The following is a 20,565-nucleotide window of genomic DNA, read 5'->3' as shown; positions in this document are numbered from 1 at the left end:
CGGTGTCGCCCGTCACTCCCGTTGCACCTGTCGCTCCTGGATCACCCGTCACTCCCGTTGCACCTGTCGAACCGGTATCACCTGTCACGCCTGTCACGCCTGTCGCTCCTGTCGCCCCGGTGTCCCCCGTCACTCCCGTTGCACCTGTTGCACCGGTGTCGCCCGTCACTCCCGTTGCACCTGTCACCCCAGTGTCCCCCGTCACTCCCGTTGCACCTGTAGCCCCGGTGTCCCCCGTCACTCCCGTTGCACCTGTAGCCCCAGTAGGTCCAACAGAATCTGAGGCAGATAGAACACTTTCTAACTTGCTTTGCAAGAGCATCTCTGTTATCGTCAAATCACGAATCGTATCTCTTACATTTTCGTTGATTAACAAAAGATCACTGATCGTCGATGGTGGCGAGCTTACTCCTGGCAACGTCCCGAGAACAAACTGAATCTTTTCCCCTTCTGCATTCAAAATATGACTTAAACCCAATTCCTCCAAGGCTATTGAGGATAACAACAAATTGATAGCTTCATCTCTTGTAACTGAAATTGTCGGAGTAATGTTGGGGATATTCGATTGTGACATATCTAAGCTCCTTCATAAGAGATTGAAAAATCCTACTGTTCATAATGGCGCTTACCAGAAATCGTGTAGCCGGATGCACAGAGTATCCTTCATGAGTCTTCTTATTCATAATTTTCTTTAACTTTCATAGTCTCCCTAATCAACCGAAGAATTGTAATTATGAACAGGATATTAATTCGATTTTTTTCGTGTTATCAGTTTTGCAAGAAGATGGATATTATTGATAATTCCTCGGTTGTTTGGAACGAATTCTAAGGCAGATTTATTATGATGATAAGATAATTCATATTCACCTAGTTCGTAATAACAATGACCCAATTGCATGTGAGGCAGCCATGTCCGACTAACATGATTGGTAGTGGCCCAAGGATTCCTTGGTAATGGTGAATCAATTGCAAGTTTGTACCAGTACACGGCTTGGGGAAATTGCTTATTCTCATAGAAGTAATAGGCCAAGCGGCAGCATAATTCTGGACGCGGAGTGTCGTACTCAAACGTTTTGAATGTAAACTCCCTCTCTTTCACTCGATTACCAAGGTAATAATAACAATCAGCGAGTTTCATGCAAACATGGATTTTATCTTCTGTAGTAAGATTTTCTATTTCCATCACTTTCAGATAGTATGGTACAGCTTCGTCATATAAGCGATGTCGATGAAGTTCCATAGCATAGTGCAGGATATCCCTTGGTGTAAAGTCCTTCCCTGAAGACAAGAGGTGTTTATAAATCCTTAAATTCCGATCAGGTTCTGAGATATCGTGATTTTTCATGTGAGTAATCACAATGTCGCTGTCTAAGTAAGAGGCGTCTCCTATTGACAAATCTTCGTGAACCTCACCAAACCAGCGATAGTTTTTTAAACGTTTCACTAGTCTTACGCGTCGCACGTTTAATGTGATGTTCCCATACTCATCAAAATCACAATGATAGGGCATGGAAATAGCATCAACAACAGGAGATAGAGATTCCTTTAGATGCAGCAGCTTATTTAGATCCTCAGCTAATAGCACATCGTCCGCATCCAGCCAAAGAATGTAGTCCATTGTGGCTTCCGTAAAAGAACGATTTCGAGCTGCTGAAAAATTGTGATTCCATTCAAAATCAATAACGTGAGAAGTCCAATTCATTGCGATTTCTTTGGTATGATCTGTCGACCCGGTATCTACGATGATGATTTCATCTACAGCATTCTTAACGGATTGTATACATCTTTCCAGAGTATCTTTTTCGTTTTTTACGATCATACAAAGGCTAATTGTAATCATGGTTTCACCTCGAATTCAATCACTTGTCCCCCTATACGCTCGTTAACTCATCGCAACATGGCAAATAAACTAGTCCAGTAAATAGCTTGTTGGGTCATAAATAGTTGCTGTTCCAATGTATTGTCATGAACTTCCCATTAAGGATTTACTTTTACACCAGTTGGCCCATTACCAACTGCAAAGGTGGCTATGATCGTATTCGTATTTCCGTCTATGACGGAAGTATTGTTACCTCCATTGTTTCCAACATATATCCCATTCGTTAGCGAATTCACACTTACGTCATATGGTTGACTACCCACTGGAATAGTCGATATGACGGTATTGGCATTACCGTCTATGACAGAAACATTACCGCTGTTTATATTTACCACATAAATTAAGTTTGTGTTAGGATTCACTGCGACTCCAAACTCAGGGTCGTTACCGACTGTAACGGTAGCTATGACGGTATTGGAAAGTCCACTAATGACGGAGACATTGTTGCTGGCGGAATTTGTCACGTAAATTCGGTTGTCGATGGGATTTATCCCTATACCCACGGGTTCAAAACCTACACTAACAGTGGCTACGACTGTATTGGTAATTCCGCTAATGACGGAGACATTGTTATTGGTGCTATTTGCCACATAAATTCGGTTGGTGATGGGGTTGACTTCTATACCCTGTGGCCCTATACCCACTGCTACGGTGGCTATGACGGTATTGGAAAGTCCACTAATGACGGAGACATTGCTGCCAGAAAGATTTACAGCGTAAATGAGATTTGTATTAGGATTTACTCCTACTCCAAATGGTGAATTACCGACTGTAACAGTAGCAATCACGGTATTGGTAATTCCGTCTATGACAGAGACATTATTACTTACAAGGTTAGCCACGTAAATTCGGTTTGTGTTAGAATTTACCCCTACTCCAAATGGTATACTACCCACAGCAACGGTGGCTATGACGGTATTCGTATTTCCGTCTATGACAGATACATTATCGTTGCCTGCATTTGCCACGTAAATTAGATTAACAGCTGAAGGAAGCGAAGCTCCTGCTATTTCTGTTACATCTGGATCTCCTATTGCTTCTATGTCCATTGCTTCAGCAGGCCAAACAGAAATCGGCTTTACGCTATCTACATGAATAAGCTGTCTTAATCCCAATTCTTCCAACGCGGTAGACGATACTAACAGGTTAATAGCATCGTCACTTGTAAGTGTATTTAGCGGGCTGATATTGGGAAGATACGATTGAGACATACTCAAATCCCCTTTCTTTGAAAAAAGGCTACATTATTATTTATATGTTTCCGTTTCCAGAGGGTCTGAGGCAATCGTCTAAATTTCGTTCTTGTAACTGTTATTTTTTAGTTTTATCAGTTCACCCTATAATCTCGATAGCAAATAGATCTATGAATTGTACGGCTTTATCTTTATATGCTCCATCGAATAATTCTCGTGTCAGTAGCGGGAGCAACAGTGGCGGCGCCAACGGAAATGTCCATTTAACAGTTACAATCACTGATACAGGTACGATCAAAGCTGGCAGACAATCTTTCCTTCCACTCATCATCGATCAATCCAATTCCAAAAGCGCACTTCGCCTATCCGAATACTAGAAACCCATGATTCTTCTTTCAACTTCAACAGCTCTTTGGTCGGACCTGTTAATACGACACCGTATAGCTTCACACCATGAGTATCTATATATTGGACGGCGGCATCTAGCTGAAGCCAAGGTGCAAGCTGCTTGCTGATACTAGGGTGTTTTTGCAAGAGATGAAGCGTATCCAGAAAATTTTGTTCTCTCACCTCTCCGTCTCCATAAGTCTCAAGCCCGGGAGAGGAGGAACCCGTTGTCACGATTTTGCTAAACCAACCCGTTTTTTGTTCGGTATGGCTGGTTACTTTCATATCATCCGCGTGCCATATAGGGAAAAAAGGAAAGCCTACGGGTGACATTACTGATTCATCATTTCCATGCTTCATCTCTTGATCCGTATAGGCTGCAAACCAGACTGGGTCCATATTTTTACTTTCAAGAAGCTTCAGCAGCTCGTTAGTTGCATACATCCGGTCCAATGAAACGAATATTTCCGAAACGGAGCCCTCAGGCAGCTTATCCAGCTTGATCCACTCCGAATTCTGTGTTGACGTCTGCTTAGCTTTAGGAATTTGAAATAAATAAGCGCTGGAGGAAGAAGTTTCATTACGCCATGTCGTTTGTTCTACACCCGGCCAACCTAGCAAGAATGACAAATGAAAATCCCCGATGGATGACTCCGTTGATCCAATTTTCTTCCTTAACGTTCCTTTGTAGTCCATAGTGAAAAAGGCATTCGAATTGCTACTCCCGCTAATACTCAAATTAGGACGAGTGAGAGCTATGGCTGAGGAGATGACATCTTGGTAAATAGCTGCACGATTACCTAGTCCATAATAGAGTCCAGTTAATACCACGCTTACTAAGCTAATCAAAATGACAATCCCGATGGCGGTCAAGGCCGTCTGGAGCCGAGCTTTCCATTTGCTCCTGCGCAGCAAAGAAGCTTCTGCGAAAATTGGAGCCGAACCTTCTCTGAGTTGACGAGGATCCTCGTCGTTACCGATAAATTCGTTAAGATAGGTCTGATAAGCCTCCATTTTATTCAGTTCTTTCTCCAGCTGTTCTTTCTCACTACCCTTTAATTTGCCTTCCGCATAATCTTGTAACTGTCGTTTGAATTCTTCGCTCATAGATGCCCCTTCCTTTCTTCGCGCTTTCTTAAGGCTTGCCTTGCACGGTAGAGCAAAATTTTAAAATGAGATAGTCCGATTCCCATAATATTCGCAGCTTCCTGATAGGATAGCTCGTGGAAGTCATGCAGTAATATCGCCTGTTTCTGATTGTGAGGCAAGGCATATATGACATCTCCTATGTGCTCCCATAACTCTTGATTAAGTAAATATTGATCAGGGGTCCGTGTATCCGGGAGCTTGACAAAAAAATCTGCTCCAGTTGGTATGCTGCGTTGTTCTTTACGATAGGAATCTACAAAAGCATTGTAAGCAACACGAAACAGCCAAGGCTTCACCTTATCGTCCTTGCAATTGTCTAAATACAGGTAGGCGCGGTAGAATGTTTCTTGAACTAAATCTTCGGCGGTATGATGATCTCGGCAAAGGGAGTACAAGTAACGATAGACATCTTTTATATATAATTGATACACACTGTCAAGTGTATGTCTTCTCATTACATCCCCCCTTAATTTATACACGTTTGAAGACTTCGAAAGTTACAGCTGTTGATGTAATTAATTAAGCTCATTAACTTTTGCCATAAAAAGTGCCTTGGGTGGCGTTCAGCACACGAAGTTTTCATGGACGAGGTATCGCACTTAGCTTGACAAACTATCATATATAAAAAAGCTCCCATTCTCAAGATTTTTATCTTGAGGACGAGAGCTATATTAGCGTAGTGGTACCATCTCAGTTTGTGAACCTGTTACCATGTTCACTTTTTCGAGTGCGTTGTAATGAAATCCATTGAGCAGCAACGAAACATTAAATCAAACTTCCACCGTTTACACGAAGCACTTCTCCTGTAATGTAACCCGCTTTGTTGTTGTCGCTCAAATATAGAATCGCTGTGGTCATATCATCCACCGTACCCAAACGTTCTACCATCGGGCGCTTGGCTGCCTCTCGCTTTTCTTCTTCCGTAGCCGCAAGCATGGGAGTATCTGTCGGGCCGGGAGAAATGACATTTACTCGAATAGAAGGCGCGCCCTCACGAGCCAAAGATTTACTCATTGCAATCACGCCACCTTTAGAGGCTGCATAATGAGCAGCAGCGCGAATACTACCGTATTCCCCGGCTGTAGAAGCCATGTTCACCACGGAGCCACCTCCCGCTTCCTTCATTTGCTTCATGGCTGCCTGACAAAAGAAAAAGTTTCCTTTTAAGTTAATATCCACAGTGAAGTCCCACTCTTGTTCTGTAACTTCGTAGAAGGGTGCCGGCTTAAACACACCTGCGCAATTAGTAAAGATTTGAACCGGTCCTAATGTTGTTTTGACATGCTCCATCCACGTATGGATAGCCGAAATATCACGAATATCAACAACACCTGCCACAACCTCATTACTTTGAAGTAACTCTACGGTTTCATTCAGTCCTTTTATAGAAACATCCGTGATGGCAAGCTTTGCCCCTTCTTTAGCAAATGCAATAGCTGTAGCACGCCCCATTCCCCCACCTGCGCCTGTAACTACGACAACTTTATCTTTGAAGTTCATGTTCACTCCTCCGTTCGCACGCTTAGTAGTTTTGTGAAATTTTCCTCCAGACTATTTAAAAACCTTGCTGCATCGGCTCCATCCAGCACGCGGTGATCGATGGTTAAACTAGTTGAAATTGTCACCTTATTCGAAGGGACGTCACCCCATCCCCAACTAATCGCTTGGAACTGAACTCTTCCCAAACCGAGAATAGCAACTTGCGGTGGATTCAATATAGGAGTAAAGAAATCAATTCCCAACAGTCCTAAATTAGATATCGTAAAGGTTCCGTATTCCATTTCTTGTGGTGTTTGCTTCCAGAGCTTGGTCCGCATCATCAAATCTTTCCGCTTTATGGAAAAATCATCAAGACTCACAGCATCCGTCCCGTGAATAACAGGCACCAAGAGTCCTTTAGGATGATCAACCGCGAGCCCAAGATGAATGGAATCAAAGCTTTGGAGCAAAGTGCCATCATAATAAGCATTAAATTTTTTATACTCATCCTGCTTTAATGTTTGGATTAGGGCGTAATAGAAATAATCAACGAAACCATGAGAGAATTGCTGTCTTTTTGCATAAAAAATAGTAACATCCATCTGCTTATGCAGTGTAACATGAACAGCTTCGTGCCATACTGTACTTAGGCGGCTTGAAATCAGTTTACGTATTCCTCTAAGTTGAGTTTCTTCACGCAGCTTCAACGGACTATCAGGCTGCTTCATATCACAGCATCCTCACTCTTGCTCTGCATGATTTGATATATAGCTCTAACTAAATCTTCACCTTTGGGAATGACGAAGTTTTCCATTCCCAGATGAAACGGCACAGGCACATCTGCACGTGTCACGCGTTTAATGGGAGCTTTTAGATCATGAAAGCCTTCCTCTGCAACTAGCGATGCGACTTCCGCAGCGAAACCGCAAGTGCGGTTGGAATCATCAAATACGATCAACCTGCCTGTTTTCCGTACCGACTGAAGTAAGGTTTTTTTGTCAAAAGGAAGCAGTGTTCTTGGGTCATAGACTTCAATAGAAATGCCTTCCTTATCTAGTGTTTCAGCCACTTTCAAAGCATCGTGTACAAGATGTCCTGTTGCCGCTACCGTAACGTGGACTCCTTGTCTCTTAATTTCACCTATGCCAAAGGGGATCGTATATGGCTCTTCAGGCACAGGCCCCTTCATAGCTAATACTTTGGCTGGTGCAAAAAACATGACAGGATCATTGTCGCGTATGGCACTTGCCATTAAACCCTTAACATCGTAGGGAGTAGAGGGAATGACGGTTTTCATTCCAGCATGCACTAGAAACGGATAGGGATGATCCGAATGCTGCCCGGCAAGACCCGACCGCGCGCCTGATCCGATGACCATATAAGTTACCGGTACAGAACCCTGTCCTCCCATCATATAAGGAAGCTTCTGAGCTTGATTGATTAATTGATCAAACGCAACATAAATGAGCGCGCTAATTTGGTATTCAACGATCGGACGTAACCCAGCCATTGCCGCGCCTGTAGCCATCCCTGTAAAAGCCGCCTCGGATATAGGTGTGTCAATAACCCTCTTCTCGCCAAATTCCTTGATCAGATTCTTGGTGGCTCCTCTTAAAGAATGTCGAACATCCTCGCCTATGACAAACACGTTCTCATCCTGCTGCATCTCCAATTGAATCGCTTCCCGGAGAGCTTGCAAATATCTGATTTCTCTCACGCTACACCCACCCCTTTGCAGGAATACCTTCATAAGGCGTGCTATACATGTTTAATAAACTATCCTCAGGATTCGGATTTGGACTTACTCGAGCATACTCCACCGCAGCTTCAATTTCTTGAATCATCTCAGATTCCAATTGTTCCTGATCCAGTGCTGACCAAGAATAGACATGCTCCATGTGAGAAATAAAATGTCGGATCGGGTCCTTAAGCTTCCATTGTTCAATTTCCTCTTTCGTTCTGTAAGTAATACCCATCGTAGCTTCGGCCGTATGATGACCCATGTAACGATAAGTTTTACATTCAAGGAAAGTAGGCCCCTCTCCATTTCTTGCTCTTTCAACAGCAGCCTGCGCAGCTTTATACACTTCCTGTACATTCATCCCATCCACTAGCTGGCTCGGCATTCGGTAAGCAGCAGCCCTCTCGGCAAAATTCGGATTAGCGCTTGCCTCATCGGCACTGAAGGTAACGGCATACCCATTATTTTCACAGACAAAAATCATCGGTATTTTCCATAAGCTTGCCATATTCATCGTTTCATGCAAAACTCCTTGGTTCATAGCTCCATCTCCAAAAAAGGTGACGGCTACCTCGCTTGTTGATTTGATCAGCTGCGTCCATGCTGCTCCCATGGCAATGGGAGCTCCTGCTGCCACAATCCCATTGGCCCCATAAATGTTTAAGGAAAGATCGGCAATATGCATAGAGCCGCCACGACCTTTGTTATAGCCTGTACTTCGGGCAAATAATTCAGCCATCATTTTGCTGGGCTGTCCGCCTTTGGCGAGTATATGCCCATGACCGCGATGTGTAGAAGTAATAATATCTTTCTGACGAAGTGCTTCGCATACGCCGACAGCTACAGCTTCCTGTCCAATATATTCGTGGGTAACACCAGCAATTTCATTATCGTTCACGAGTCGAATAACCCGTTCCTCAAACCTGCGAATTCTGAGCATACTCTTTAACATACGAATAGCTTGAAGCTTCAATAATGATTCTTCCATGGCGAGTCTCCTTTTTCTTAAGCTTATGGCTCTGTTATGACTTTGGCTGGATCGTGCAAATAACGGTTCCAACATCAACAGTTGCGTACAGCTCAACCAATATTTCAGTAACAACACCGTTGACTTCCGATTCAATGGTAAAATTAGATTTTTCCGATTCCACTTCAGCCAAAGGATCTGAGATAGATACCTCATCCCCTACAGCTACAAACCAATTCACGATATCTACCTCAACCGTTGACATACCCATCTTGGGAATAATGACTTTAAACAACTGAATGACACCTCTTCCTTGTACATTTAGCTCATAGGGACAGCTGATAGCTGCTCTTTTCCAGTAAACCTGCGAACAATCTCTTCAACAGCACGCTGCGTTACATCGGATAAGGCTTCCTCGGAAAAAGCGGCCGAATGTGGAGTAACGACGACCTGTGGCATCTCCGCAAACCAAGGTTTCGAAGGGGGAGGCTCTGCCTCAAGTACATCAAATCCTGCAGCAGCTACATGACCGCTTGTAATGGATGCACATAAAGCGGCCTCATCAATAAGTTTGCCTCTGCTTGTATTAATAAGGATGACTCCACGTTTCATCTGCGCAAGAACAGGTTGATTAATCATATGCCAGGTATCCTTCAGCAGGGGGACATGTAGAGAGATCAGGTCACAGCTTTCGACTAACTCATTGAAACTGACCGGTTGAACCCCATAAGATGAAATGAATTCTGTAGACAAGTTAGGATCATAGGCTTTCATATGCACATTAAATGTTTGTAATTTTCTCGCAACCGCTTGAGCAATACGACCAAAACCGACATAACCAATCGTTTGACCAGCGATTCTTCTCATCTGTCCAAGCTCCCTGTAGGAATCCCAATGTCCCCTTCTTACCCGTTCATTGCTTAGAGAAATACGGCGCCAACAGTCAAACATCAGTGCAATCGTATGGTCAGAAACTTCCTCAATGCAATAATCGGGAACGTAAGTGACTACTATTCCTTTTTTGATGGCGGCTGAGATATCAATATTGTCAATTCCGATTCCACATCGGGCCATGATTTGACAGCGCTTCATGCTGTGAATCACACGTTCTGTCATTTTTGGTGAATATACGATCACTGCGTCTACATCTCTGCAAGCATTTATTAATTCATCTTCTTCGATCCCGTAGGGCACTTCTAAGATTTCAGCTCCTAATGCTTCTAATGTCGTTTGGTCAGCTTCCGATATTGGAAAACGATCCGCATCTGTGAGCAGGACTTGGTAACGTTGTTTCGACATGTTGTCAACTCCTTTCTCTTTAATTGGGTAATGTGTAACTACTTATTTGTCAGTAGGTCCAATAACGATTGTTGAATTCGCAGCATATCTTCAAGCTTTCCTGAGTAACACCATACTTGATTGTTATCCTGCAGTGTCTTATTTCCTGAGCTCGTGTCCAGCATAGGCGTATGATATTCCAGCTCTCCGAACTGACCTAAATCCCCACTATCGTTATAGCACTGAACACAATGTCCTTTATCGGATAAAGCATGAGCGGGAACATCCCCATATTCGGCTGAAGCATCTACGTCAAACTGGCGGATGAACAAATAATGCTTGCCATCCTTACCCTTTCTTATGTAGCCTGCTCTTCCGGTTACGTCATTCACTTTGATGGATATTTTATGCTGGGATTGCGCATCCAGCTTAAACCGTACTTCGCCCGGCAGAACAGACAGATGTGATGGACCTGTTGGCTGAAAAAAATCATGAACAACGGCTTTTCCCCTTGTAGGAACCACAATCTCACCACCAGCCGGAAGCTGAACGAGATTCCAAAGCGATAATGAAACGGACTCGTCATTCAGAATAGTTAATGTGTTTTCCATCGAATAACCTAAGTAAGCGTACGAAATAGGCGTATGAAATTTCTGAATGGATTTTAACGGATCTGGAATAAGGCAAATCCTTTTTTTCAAATCCAGCGTAAGCTGTTTCTGAGCTCGATAAGCGTCTACAACCAAATTTTGCTGTAAGGTTAAGCAACCTTTTTCTTTACTATCAAGCGTATAGTGTCCTGGATCTATGCTTGGTTGAACCCGATAGCTTTCCCAAAAGGAGGATGTATCGGCAACATTAAATTCCACCTCAGGACTGATCCAGGTTCTGTCCCCACCGATGTTCCAATCGATACCGCTTACATATTGACCATAAGCAAGGTCCGTATCGCTTAATTGAGGGTGTACCCAAATGACATTCTCTGAATGCTCCTCGCTGTAAACGCCAATGACTCTCCCGCCTCTTTCCAGTACGATCAAATGACCGCCACCATCAGCTTCAAGTATTTGGCTGGTCAAACCAAGTTGATTAAGGGACTGAATTAGCTGGGCAGATTTCATGATAAGCCTCCATGGATGGACATATTAAACAATGAGAACTTCCCCACATTGAAATAATAAAACCTGCGTATCTGGAACGGTCTGACCCACTTCTTCCATAAAAGCGGTGATATCACCTCCGGAATTTCCCGGAAGCATCCAAAAATGTGACGGTGTTACGGCCCTTGGCTGTAAAATACGTACTGCCTGTGCGGCATCAACATGATCCATATTTCCGTACTTCCCATTAATAGGAACTATTAAGAAATCAATGTCATACTGCTCCTGAAGCTTTACATATTGTGCTTCATTTAAACAAGTATCTCCTGTATGGAAAATGACCTTGTCATGAATTTTCAACATAATTCCTACCGCATCAGGTGCCAGATCACCATGATCCGCAAAGGTCCCTGTTATTGCGATAGAGCCAATTTCGTAATGCGAACCATCTGTCAAAGGGAAACAGCGTTCAGAGGGAATGCCCAGCTCAAGCAATGAAGTTATCGTCGTAGGTGTGGTATAAAAAGGAAGGGTTGTAGCTTGCAGCTTCTGAATGGTATGGGGGTCGAAGTGGTCCTCGTGGTGATGAGTCATAAGATAGCCGCTTAAGCCTAATTCATCTAATTCTTCCGAAGTTATAGGAGAAGGCATAAGTCTTTTAAAAAGGATACCCAGCTGATGCTCACAATAATCTGATAAGTAGGGGTCCACAATGAGATAAGTTGCAGGGTATATCTTCAACAGATATCCGGACTGCCCGAGCCAGGCAACAGCCATTTGTCCCTCAGCCAAAACGGTATCTCTTATCTTCGCGAATAATGGCATACATCCCGCTCCTTTTTCAACTCGCTTATAATGGTAAAAAAAACTTCGTACTTGATCCTCCATCCACCGTGATGACTTGCCCTGTAACAAAATCTGCCTGATCGGAGGCTAAAAACACAACCATGGGAGCAATATCCTCGGGTTGACCGATTCTCCCAAGAGGAATCAAACTGCCGATGTGCTCCCTGTCAAACCAAGTCTCATGATGGAATTTTTCCACTTCCGTTGCACCAGGAGCGACAGCGTTCACTGTAATCTGATGCTTTGCCAAATCCAAGGCTAGCTGCCGAGTCATGGCATTTATTCCGCCTTTTGTCGAAGCGTAGGCACTATAATGGGGCATCGTCAAGTTTCCGTGAACGGAGCTAATATTAATAATTTTGCCTTTTCCTAACTTGATCATTTCCCGGGCACAGGCTTGCGCGCAAAAAAAGCTGCCTTTCATGTTCGTATCCACAACCCGATCATAGAAATCTTCCGTCACCTTCATGAAATCCTCGGTTGGATCGATCGCAGCATTATTAACAAGGATGTCAATTCGGCCAAACGCCATTAGCGTCTGATCTACCATTCTTTGAATATCTGATAGCTGTGATATGTCTGCTTTACAGACAATGGCTTCGTTTCCCTCGCTTTGTATCTGATGAACAAGCTCATTAGCTCCTTGCTCGCTGTTTGCATAATTCACAACGACCTTTGCTCCTGCTTGTGACAATTGATGCGCAATACACTTCCCTATTCCCCTGCCTGCTCCTGTAACGATAGCCACTTTTCCCATAAGCGGTTTCATGAGTCCATCCCCTTTTGTTGTCATTATCTGAAGTTTGTTAACACTATTGGATATAAAAAAGGCAATCCCTTCTATAGATCAGTTGGAATTGCCTCTCGCGGTACGTTAAGATTGGGATTCTATTCGCTGGCTTAGTCGTTCAATGATTAAGGTTTTGGCTACCATGATGTGGTCTTGGATCTCCTCCAGGCAGCTGGGATTCCGTTGAATAATAATATCGGACAGCTCCTTATGTTTCTTATAATAATCAAAAAAGGATTGATAAGAAGTGTTCGCAATAATTAACACGGTGTACAGAACATTAGCCATATTGTTCCATGCATGGAGCATCGATTGGTTTTCCGCCATCATCATAATACTTCGATGAAATAAGATATCCATCATAGAGATCGTTTGGGTGAAATCTTCTATGGTTTTGCTATTGTTGATTTCTCTAATTTGATCAATGACATCCAACAATGGACGGTAATTCACCATAGGATTTTGCAGGATCAGCTCGAGTGCTCTGTACTCCATCATCAGACGAAAATCAAACATATCCTCCGCGTTTTTCGTCGTAAACCCCACTACAACTGTTCCGCCATTAGACAATGATTTGACGAGACCTTCTTGTTCCAAGACTTGCAGTGCGGTTCGAATTGGACCACGGCTCACCCCAAGATCCAATGACAATTGTGTCTCTACAATCCGTGTTTCAGGCGGTATGGTGCCTATGATAATATCCATTCTTAATTTATTTAGGATGTCTTTTGTAAATAGCGTTCGTTCAAATGGCCCTACTGATTTATTATGCATATTTGATCCCCCAGATTGTAAACTACCTATGTTTATTATAGATGGGGCCCTTCAATACTGTCAACATTTATTATTATATGTTAACAATATCGAGAGGTTAGAAACAATTTTACAAAATTGAATGATTAGCGTACTTGGAAGCTGTCAACAAAGACTGTTGTTCCTGTTGAATCTACATTTTTCGTTCCTGTTGCTACGATTTTTATCGTATGGCTGCCAGCTGTAGGCCAGCTTCTTTGGAACATGGGCACCTGCCACTGATCATTCCCGCGCCATCCGTACGTATCTACTCGGGTAAAGAAGACATTGTCGATATAGACGTCCGCTTCTCCACAACTCGCGCAGGTGCGTCCATTCCATACAATTTGACTTCCTGTAAAAGAGAATTGCGCAGAGTCGTTCGCTGTCGTACTGCTTTTGATATCTCCTCCGGAAGCATGGCTGTCCGTTGTAGTCGACCAAGTGCCGCTAAATGCGATTGCACTGCTGGTATTTTCAGTTCCTGTCGGGACTGCGGTAGTGACTTGGAAGCCATCAATATTCACTTTGTCATCTGATGACTTGGTGTTCTTCGAGCTCAGCTTAGTCACACGAATCGTATGATTGCCTGAGCTGGCGAAAGACTTCCTATAGATAGGTACATTAAATACATAATCAGGTGCAAACAGATCAATTGTTGTATCTATGACACCATCGATCGATACAGACGCCTTACCTTCATCAGGACCCAACATCGCATACCATGTCACTTGACTGCCGCCGGTGAATGCATATTCAGCATAGAATTGCGCGGCAGCTTGTTGATATTGGATAGTTGGATTCCACGCAGTGGAGTCATACGTATAATCACCGTTGTTATTCACTTCAAAACGAATCTTGTCTCCGGTTACCACACTTATGCCGCTTACATTGGCGTCTACCCCTACAGAATCGGTTGCTGCGATGGTTGTTCCGCCCGTACCACCCCAGATCACACTGCCATTCTTGGTGATTTTAACTTTAACACCGTTGCCGCCTCCTGTATCCGCTTTGGCGACATGGCTCGAAATATCAATTACGCCTGATTGTGGTGCTGTCCATGTACGAGCTGTATCATTGGATGGTCCCGGATGCAGATTACTTGGCCATACAAAACCACCCGTTGTATCATGCCATTCCGGTTGTCCCTGGAAGCCGCTTGCCGCATAGGCAGCTATGTTCTGCCAATTCCCGCTGACATAATCTTGATAGCTCCAACCGTTTGCACCCTGCGTATTGCTGAAACCCGTACTCGCAGTAAACGATACTTGAGCTACTTGATATTGGATGATCGGGTCCCAAGTGGTGGAGTCATTTTGCCAATCTCCATTGTTATTAATTTCAAAGCGGATCTTATCCCCAGCCGTAACGCTTAAGCTGTTTACATTTGCATCGACACCGGTCGTATCGCTGCCTGAGAGGATCGTACCGCTTGCTCCTCCCCATATTACACTGCCATTTTTCGTGATTTTAATTTTAACACCGTTGCCTGCCGAATCGGCTTTGGATGCATGGCTCGAAATGTATATGGTTCCCGTGGTAGGTGCTGTCCAAGTGCGAGCAGTATCGTTTGAGGGACCAGGGTGAATTCTTGTTGGCCACACATAGCCTCCTGCAGCATCGTGCCATTCCATCTGACCCTGATATCCGCTTGCGGTATAGGTGCCTATGTTTTGCCAGTTTCCACCTACATAGTCTTGATAACTCCATGCATTACTTCCTTGCGTGCTGCTAAACCCAAGGCAGGCCGTGTTACAAGAGCTCGCTTTAGATAGCGTACCTGCGTATGAATCCAGAATTCCTGTTTGATGGGTCCAGTTTCCTGAATAGGTAATGCCTGCAGAATTATCATCTACTACAGTATAACCAGAGCCGGAACCCGTAATCGTAGTGAGAGACGATGCATTCCCCAAACCATCCACGGCTTTTACGCTGTAAGTAGCTGTAGGTGTCGCACCCGCTTGATGATCAAAATAATAGGTTCCTTTACTTACCTTCGAAATACTAACGTTATTTCGGAATATCTCATAATAACTCACCCAGTTATTATCCGTACTCGCATTCCATTTGAGCTCCACGCCCGGGATATTCATATTCACGCCTAACTGAACGGTCAATGATCCGGGAGCTGTCGGGGCTATTGTATCCGTTCCACGTTCAGGAATATTGGGCAAATTCAGATAAATAACTTCACCCGCCGCAATCGTTGGCAATGTGATTCCATTCGTCATAAGATCAGTTCCCGTTCGCGATGCGGACCCTGAGGCTAACTGGTATCGGACATCATAGGTAGTACCGCCAGTCAAACCTTTAGGAAAAACAGTGACCGAAGAGCCATTCCCTCCTCCTTTATAGAAGAGAACTCCTTTACTGCCATCATTACTTAAACGTTCAAACCAATTCGTATCTGTATCGGTACCATGAGGATGATATTGTTTAACCCATCGCCCTGCTACTCCTTGGCTTTTCAGATAATGATATTTATCGACCAATTTGCGCATGCACTCCATTTTGTTGGGATCGGTCGTATCGCCTGTGAAGTCAGGATTAAACATGAGCAGCGTGTTATAATTATTGCTGCAATTATCAGGACTCCACTGGTCGGGTATCCCGCTTAATTTATCAACTGGAAACAGCATGGATGCCGCGTATTGTTCAGGAGCACCCCCATAATCTGTAAAAGAGAAGGAAGAAGCCATCCGCAAAAATTCATAGCCGATATCGTTCCCGCCACTGTTCACACCTTGAATAGCTGAGCCTGTTTTTTGATCCAAGAAATACTTCTGAACTCTGCGAAAGGCTTGATCTTGCGCAAGAGCTTTAGCCCCTTGACCATCACTTGTGGTGGTGATGAAGCAGGCATCGTTACGCCATTGATAATCTCCCCATTTAGTTGCGTTACCGACCAACAGGTTTTTCATCCATGATTCTGCAGCCGGTATGGATAAATCAATGATTCGATCCGAATAGGCACATGCGCCAGGAGCGCCGTTGGTAAACCAACTGGAACCAGGACTTGTCGTTACCAAACTAGAGCTTGAGCTTGCTTGGTACGGATAATAATAAATAAGCTGCCTCATTCCATACTTCGCCAAATAGTCCCCGCTGATTTTAAAATCAGGTCCGTTCCAATCGCCAGCCGTTTGCCACCAGCCATTATCCCTATGATATGTATCTGCCCCGATATAGCGCATATGATCCGAGACGCCCAATATTTTCTCAAAAGTGCCTGGTTGGTCGTAAACATTGCCGGGCCACGAGCTGCCAGCGAACCAATTACCCAGCATACGAATCGCACCAAAATAAGGATCTCGGGTATAATCCCATAAATAACGATATTGCCAATCCAAAAGACGATTCGTCATATCATCCAAATCAGTCTTATAGACACCCGTAAAGGCCTGTGGACTCGTCATTATCTCATTAGGCGCTAATAGACTGGTATAATTGTCAATGCTGAGTGATAAGCTGACTTTCCCTCCGCTTTGGGTACCCGTATGTGCATTCCAACGTCCGAAATAGTCAAATCCCATATACACGCCATCATTGTTGCTGCGATTCCAAATACTAAACCAGGGGATATAGACAGAGGAGGTTTCTGTATAGCTGTCTTGTGTACAAGAACCTACGGAATCATAAGGGCAGTCGAACTGATCTGTTGAATCAAACACCCGATTATATGTAGAAGTAAGGGCACTCGTTTTAAGCAGCCATGAATTCCCTGTAGTCCTTGCTCCATTCATATAACGAAGATCTAAATTAGAGATGTCATTCGACATGATCTGCTGCTCCAAAAAGGATGGTTTGGAGAGTGTATGACTCCCCGTATCTGTATTCGTATATTCAACTGATTCTCGAATAATGGAATCGGAAGGGTAAATCAAGTAGTGCTTGGTCACTTTGATTTGTGATCGGGTTAACGTAACATCAACTTGCAAAAAGGTTGCTCCTCCTACCGTAACCGTTGAAGATGCACCCGCGCTGCAGCTCCAGCCTCCCGATGAGCCTGTGTATGTAGAAGAATCCCACGTAAAACGAAATTCGCTGGAAGCTTGAGCGCCTTGGATGTACTCTCTTACAGGTGAAGTCAGCTTGTTCTTGAAGCTGGTTAACTGGTAGTTCCCACCAGAAAAGGTCACAACCTTTTCGATCCCATTGGTCCCCATCGTCCATGAACAAACATTTGCACCTTGAGTCGCATAAGCATCTCCACTCGTAGTGGCATGAACCGTAGAGCTTGTCAGTAATCCTGTACACACGAAGACGAGGAAGAAAATAAACATCGGCAATCTTTTTCCGGTCATAATAGCACCTCACCTCTCCATAATGGTTACGGCAAATGAAAGCGTCAATTCTCTAAAGGCGCACTAAGAGGACAATTTCTTCTTTCTATTCATCATATCTATGAGTACGGCTATAATCATAACCGCTCCTATAGCAACGGTTTGCCAATGTGTACTCAGTCCAAGGAACACGAGTCCATTATTTAATGTAACTAGAATCAATACGCCGATCAGTGTGCCCATCATCGATCCAGAACCGCCGAGCAAGCTTATACCGCCAACGGCCACAGAAGCAATAACGAGCAGTTCCCACCCCGATCCAATTGTAGGAGCACCTGTTAACAATTCGAAAGATAACAGTATCCCTGCCAAACCTGCAAATAGCGAGGAAAACACAAACGATAGAACTCTGATCTTGGTCACCCGAATACCTGCTAGCTTGGCTACTTCCTTATTATCGCCTGTAGCATATAAATTCCTGCCGTAAATCGTTTTTTTCAAAATGAAGTGAAAGAGCACGATTAATACAATAAAACTAAGAAAAGCCCAAGAAGTCCCCAATGGCGAAATCGCGCTCATGCTTTTAATAGAATCCGGCAGCGGATAAATGGGATATCCATTCGTGATGATCATCGTGAGTCCTTTGGCCATATACATCATGCCAATCGTTGTAATAAATGAAGGGAGTGAGAACTTGACAACAATAAAACCATTAATGAGGCCAACGACCGCACATATAATTAAACTGGCTACAGATCCACTCACCGGATCTAGACCGTGCGTCATGAACCAGGTCGCAATAATTGCACCCAAGCCTGCAACAGATCCAACGGAGACATCAATTTCACCAGTCAAAATGACAAGGGTTTGGCCGATTGCAACAATACCAATAAAAGCAGAGGATCGGAGGATGGAAGCTACGTTATTTATTGAAAAGAATGATGGCTCCAATAGTCCGATAAATAAAACCAGCACAACAAAAGGGATGAAAACACCCATCTCCGAATTTCTCATCACTAATTTGTTCATTCTTTTCAAGTAACCTTGTCTTATTGCAAGCTGGCTTAGCTCTTTTTCTTGCATGATTTCAGTTCACTCCTTTTTCCTACTTCAAAAGTGAGCAGATCTTGTTGCCGCTAGCATGACTCTTTCTTCCGTTGCATCCTTTTTATCAATTTCATCCATAACCTGTCCATTGGCTAGCACGATACAGCGATCTGACATCGCCAACAGCTCGGGAAGATCCGACGATACGAGGATAATCGATAATCCCTGCTCAACAAGATCATTGATGATCTGATAAATTTCATTTTTTGCTCCTACATCAATCCCTTTGGTTGGTTCATCGAGTAATAAAATACGGGGATTTCGATTCAAGGATCTGCCAATAATCACTTTTTGCTGATTGCCCCCGCTTAATGTACTGACGAGAGTTTCAATACTGGCGGCTTTTACATTCATCATTTTAAAATAAGATTGGGCTTCCCGCTTTTCAGAGCTGTCCGATATCAAAGACCATTTGGAAACACTAGCCAAATTATTAATGGTTAAATTGTTGCGAATTGGCGACAAAAATAACAAGCCATCCTTTTTACGATCCTCAGTTACAAGGGCAAATCCCAATCGCATGGCATCATTTTCATTCCGAATTTGAACCTGCGCTCCATTTAACCATATTTCACCTTTTGTATAAGCATTTCGCCCAAATAAAGTATTGAGTATTTCCGACCTGCCTGATCCCGTTAATCCGGCTATGCCAAGCACTTCTCCCTCTCTTAGCGAAAAGCTGATCTGTTCGATCGTGTTTTTATTTTTAAACTTGGGGTCGGATACCGTTAAATCCCTGACTTTGAGAATCTCCCCTTTAATCGCAGCCGCTCTCTGGGGATAAAGATTTTTGATTTCTCGGCCTGACATATCCTTGATGATCAATTCTTCATTAAAGTCTTCCTTGGGATACGTATTAATCGTCTTACCGTCTCTCAAAATCACGACACGGTCGCAAACATTCATAATTTCCTGCATCTTATGGGTCACAAAAATAATGCTTGTTCCCTTTTCTTTCAAAGTGTTTACGATTTGTACTAGATTTGTTACTTCATCTAAGGTCAAAGAAGTGGTAGGCTCATCCAGAATAAGCACTTTTGGCTTCAAAGCTAAAGCTCTGGCGATCATAAGCAGTTGTTTACTTCCAATACTTAACAATCTAACCTTCATCTCAGGTTCAAACAAAAAATTATATTGCTGCAATAACTGCGTCGCTTTCTGATTGATATCCTTGAAGCTCACGAACCATCCAAATTTGGCGTTGCTTTTCATGTTGCCCACAAAAATATTTTCTGCCACACTTAGGCTTTCGAGTACGTTCGTTTCTTGAGGAACAAACCCAATGCCTTTTATCTGGGCATCATAGGGCGAGGATAGCTTAACTGGCTCACCTTCGATATGAATTTGCCCTTCAAAAGTTGCATGTGGATATAAACCATTCAATATTTTCAGCAGGGTTGATTTCCCAGCTCCATTGCCACCTATTAAGCCTAATACTTCCCCCTTGCGAACTTGAAGGTTCACTTCGCTTAATACCGTTACGTCCATAAACTTTTTGGTGATCTGCTTGGCTTCAAGTACAATATCCTTGTCTATCATTAGGCTCTTCACCTCTAAAATGGTATGGGCTTCAT

17 protein-coding genes and 1 pseudogene are annotated in these 20,565 nt (G+C 43.6%); all 18 read right to left on the bottom strand.

Annotated features, from left to right (window positions below; genetic code table 11):
* Nucleotides 1-574: pseudogene (locus BM210_RS34335) on the bottom strand (collagen-like protein); the annotation flags it as partial.
* A gap of 171 nt (nucleotides 575-745) precedes the next feature.
* A complete protein-coding gene (locus BM210_RS17735) occupies nucleotides 746-1,840 on the bottom strand; it encodes a tetratricopeptide repeat-containing glycosyltransferase family 2 protein (RefSeq protein WP_091170794.1) in 1,095 nt (364 codons plus the stop codon).
* 137 nt (nucleotides 1,841-1,977) lie between these two features.
* Entirely contained in the window at nucleotides 1,978-3,090 is a 1,113-nt protein-coding gene (locus BM210_RS17730; protein ID WP_091170792.1) for a YVTN family beta-propeller repeat protein, read from the bottom strand.
* 309 nt (nucleotides 3,091-3,399) lie between these two features.
* Nucleotides 3,400-4,566, bottom strand: a complete 1,167-nt coding sequence (locus BM210_RS17720) for an anti-sigma factor (RefSeq protein ID WP_091170788.1) — start codon at nucleotides 4,564-4,566, stop codon at nucleotides 3,400-3,402.
* Nucleotides 4,563-5,063 carry a sigma-70 family RNA polymerase sigma factor gene (locus BM210_RS17715; RefSeq protein ID WP_091170785.1) on the bottom strand — a complete coding sequence of 167 codons (501 nt, stop codon included), beginning with the start codon at nucleotides 5,061-5,063 and terminating at the stop codon, nucleotides 4,563-4,565. The genes BM210_RS17720 and BM210_RS17715 overlap by 4 nt, the downstream gene beginning before the upstream one ends.
* Nucleotides 5,064-5,373: 310 nt before the next feature.
* Entirely contained in the window at nucleotides 5,374-6,108 is a 735-nt protein-coding gene (locus BM210_RS17710; RefSeq protein WP_091170783.1) for an SDR family NAD(P)-dependent oxidoreductase, read from the bottom strand.
* A 2-nt stretch (nucleotides 6,109-6,110) separates the two neighbouring features.
* Nucleotides 6,111-6,815: a 2-oxo acid dehydrogenase subunit E2 gene (locus tag BM210_RS17705; RefSeq protein WP_091170782.1), complete on the bottom strand. Its 705-nt coding sequence runs from the start codon at nucleotides 6,813-6,815 to the stop codon at nucleotides 6,111-6,113.
* A complete protein-coding gene (locus BM210_RS17700) occupies nucleotides 6,812-7,804 on the bottom strand; it encodes an alpha-ketoacid dehydrogenase subunit beta (RefSeq protein ID WP_091170779.1) in 993 nt (330 codons plus the stop codon). Before BM210_RS17700 ends, BM210_RS17705 begins: the two co-directional genes overlap by 4 nt.
* A 1-nt stretch (nucleotide 7,805) precedes the next feature.
* The gene (locus BM210_RS17695; protein ID WP_177237873.1) at nucleotides 7,806-8,816 is read right to left on the bottom strand and encodes a thiamine pyrophosphate-dependent dehydrogenase E1 component subunit alpha; all 1,011 of its coding nucleotides are present in this window, start codon (nucleotides 8,814-8,816) and stop codon (nucleotides 7,806-7,808) included.
* A 34-nt stretch (nucleotides 8,817-8,850) separates the two neighbouring features.
* Nucleotides 8,851-9,090: a biotin/lipoyl-containing protein gene (locus BM210_RS17690; protein ID WP_091170775.1), complete on the bottom strand. Its 240-nt coding sequence runs from the start codon at nucleotides 9,088-9,090 to the stop codon at nucleotides 8,851-8,853.
* Nucleotides 9,091-9,116: 26 nt separating this feature from the next.
* Nucleotides 9,117-10,094: a C-terminal binding protein gene (locus BM210_RS17685; RefSeq protein ID WP_091170772.1), complete on the bottom strand. Its 978-nt coding sequence runs from the start codon at nucleotides 10,092-10,094 to the stop codon at nucleotides 9,117-9,119.
* Nucleotides 10,095-10,132: 38 nt separating this feature from the next.
* Nucleotides 10,133-11,194: a DUF6786 family protein gene (locus BM210_RS17680; protein WP_091170770.1), complete on the bottom strand. Its 1,062-nt coding sequence runs from the start codon at nucleotides 11,192-11,194 to the stop codon at nucleotides 10,133-10,135.
* A 24-nt stretch (nucleotides 11,195-11,218) separates the two neighbouring features.
* Entirely contained in the window at nucleotides 11,219-11,998 is a 780-nt protein-coding gene (locus BM210_RS17675) for an MBL fold metallo-hydrolase (RefSeq protein ID WP_177237872.1), read from the bottom strand.
* Nucleotides 11,999-12,023: 25 nt separating this feature from the next.
* The gene (locus BM210_RS17670; RefSeq protein WP_091170766.1) at nucleotides 12,024-12,788 is read right to left on the bottom strand and encodes an SDR family NAD(P)-dependent oxidoreductase; all 765 of its coding nucleotides are present in this window, start codon (nucleotides 12,786-12,788) and stop codon (nucleotides 12,024-12,026) included.
* 105 nt (nucleotides 12,789-12,893) lie between these two features.
* Nucleotides 12,894-13,583: a GntR family transcriptional regulator gene (locus BM210_RS17665; RefSeq protein ID WP_091170763.1), complete on the bottom strand. Its 690-nt coding sequence runs from the start codon at nucleotides 13,581-13,583 to the stop codon at nucleotides 12,894-12,896.
* A 125-nt stretch (nucleotides 13,584-13,708) separates the two neighbouring features.
* The gene (locus tag BM210_RS17660) at nucleotides 13,709-17,905 is read right to left on the bottom strand and encodes a hypothetical protein (protein ID WP_091170762.1); all 4,197 of its coding nucleotides are present in this window, start codon (nucleotides 17,903-17,905) and stop codon (nucleotides 13,709-13,711) included.
* 63 nt (nucleotides 17,906-17,968) lie between these two features.
* Nucleotides 17,969-18,967, bottom strand: coding sequence for an ABC transporter permease (locus BM210_RS17655; protein ID WP_091170759.1), 999 nt, complete (start codon nucleotides 18,965-18,967; stop codon nucleotides 17,969-17,971).
* 27 nt (nucleotides 18,968-18,994) lie between these two features.
* On the bottom strand, nucleotides 18,995-20,530 hold the full coding sequence (locus tag BM210_RS17650) for a sugar ABC transporter ATP-binding protein (protein ID WP_177237871.1): 1,536 nt from the start codon (nucleotides 20,528-20,530) through the stop codon (nucleotides 18,995-18,997).
* Nucleotides 20,531-20,565 lie beyond the last annotated feature (35 nt).

The organism is Paenibacillus sp. 1_12 (genome assembly GCF_900114475.1).
Lineage (GTDB): Bacteria > Bacillota > Bacilli > Paenibacillales > NBRC-103111 > Paenibacillus_S.
Note: the sequence above shows the minus strand (reverse complement) of the source record. Positions and strands in the feature narration are given on the sequence as shown.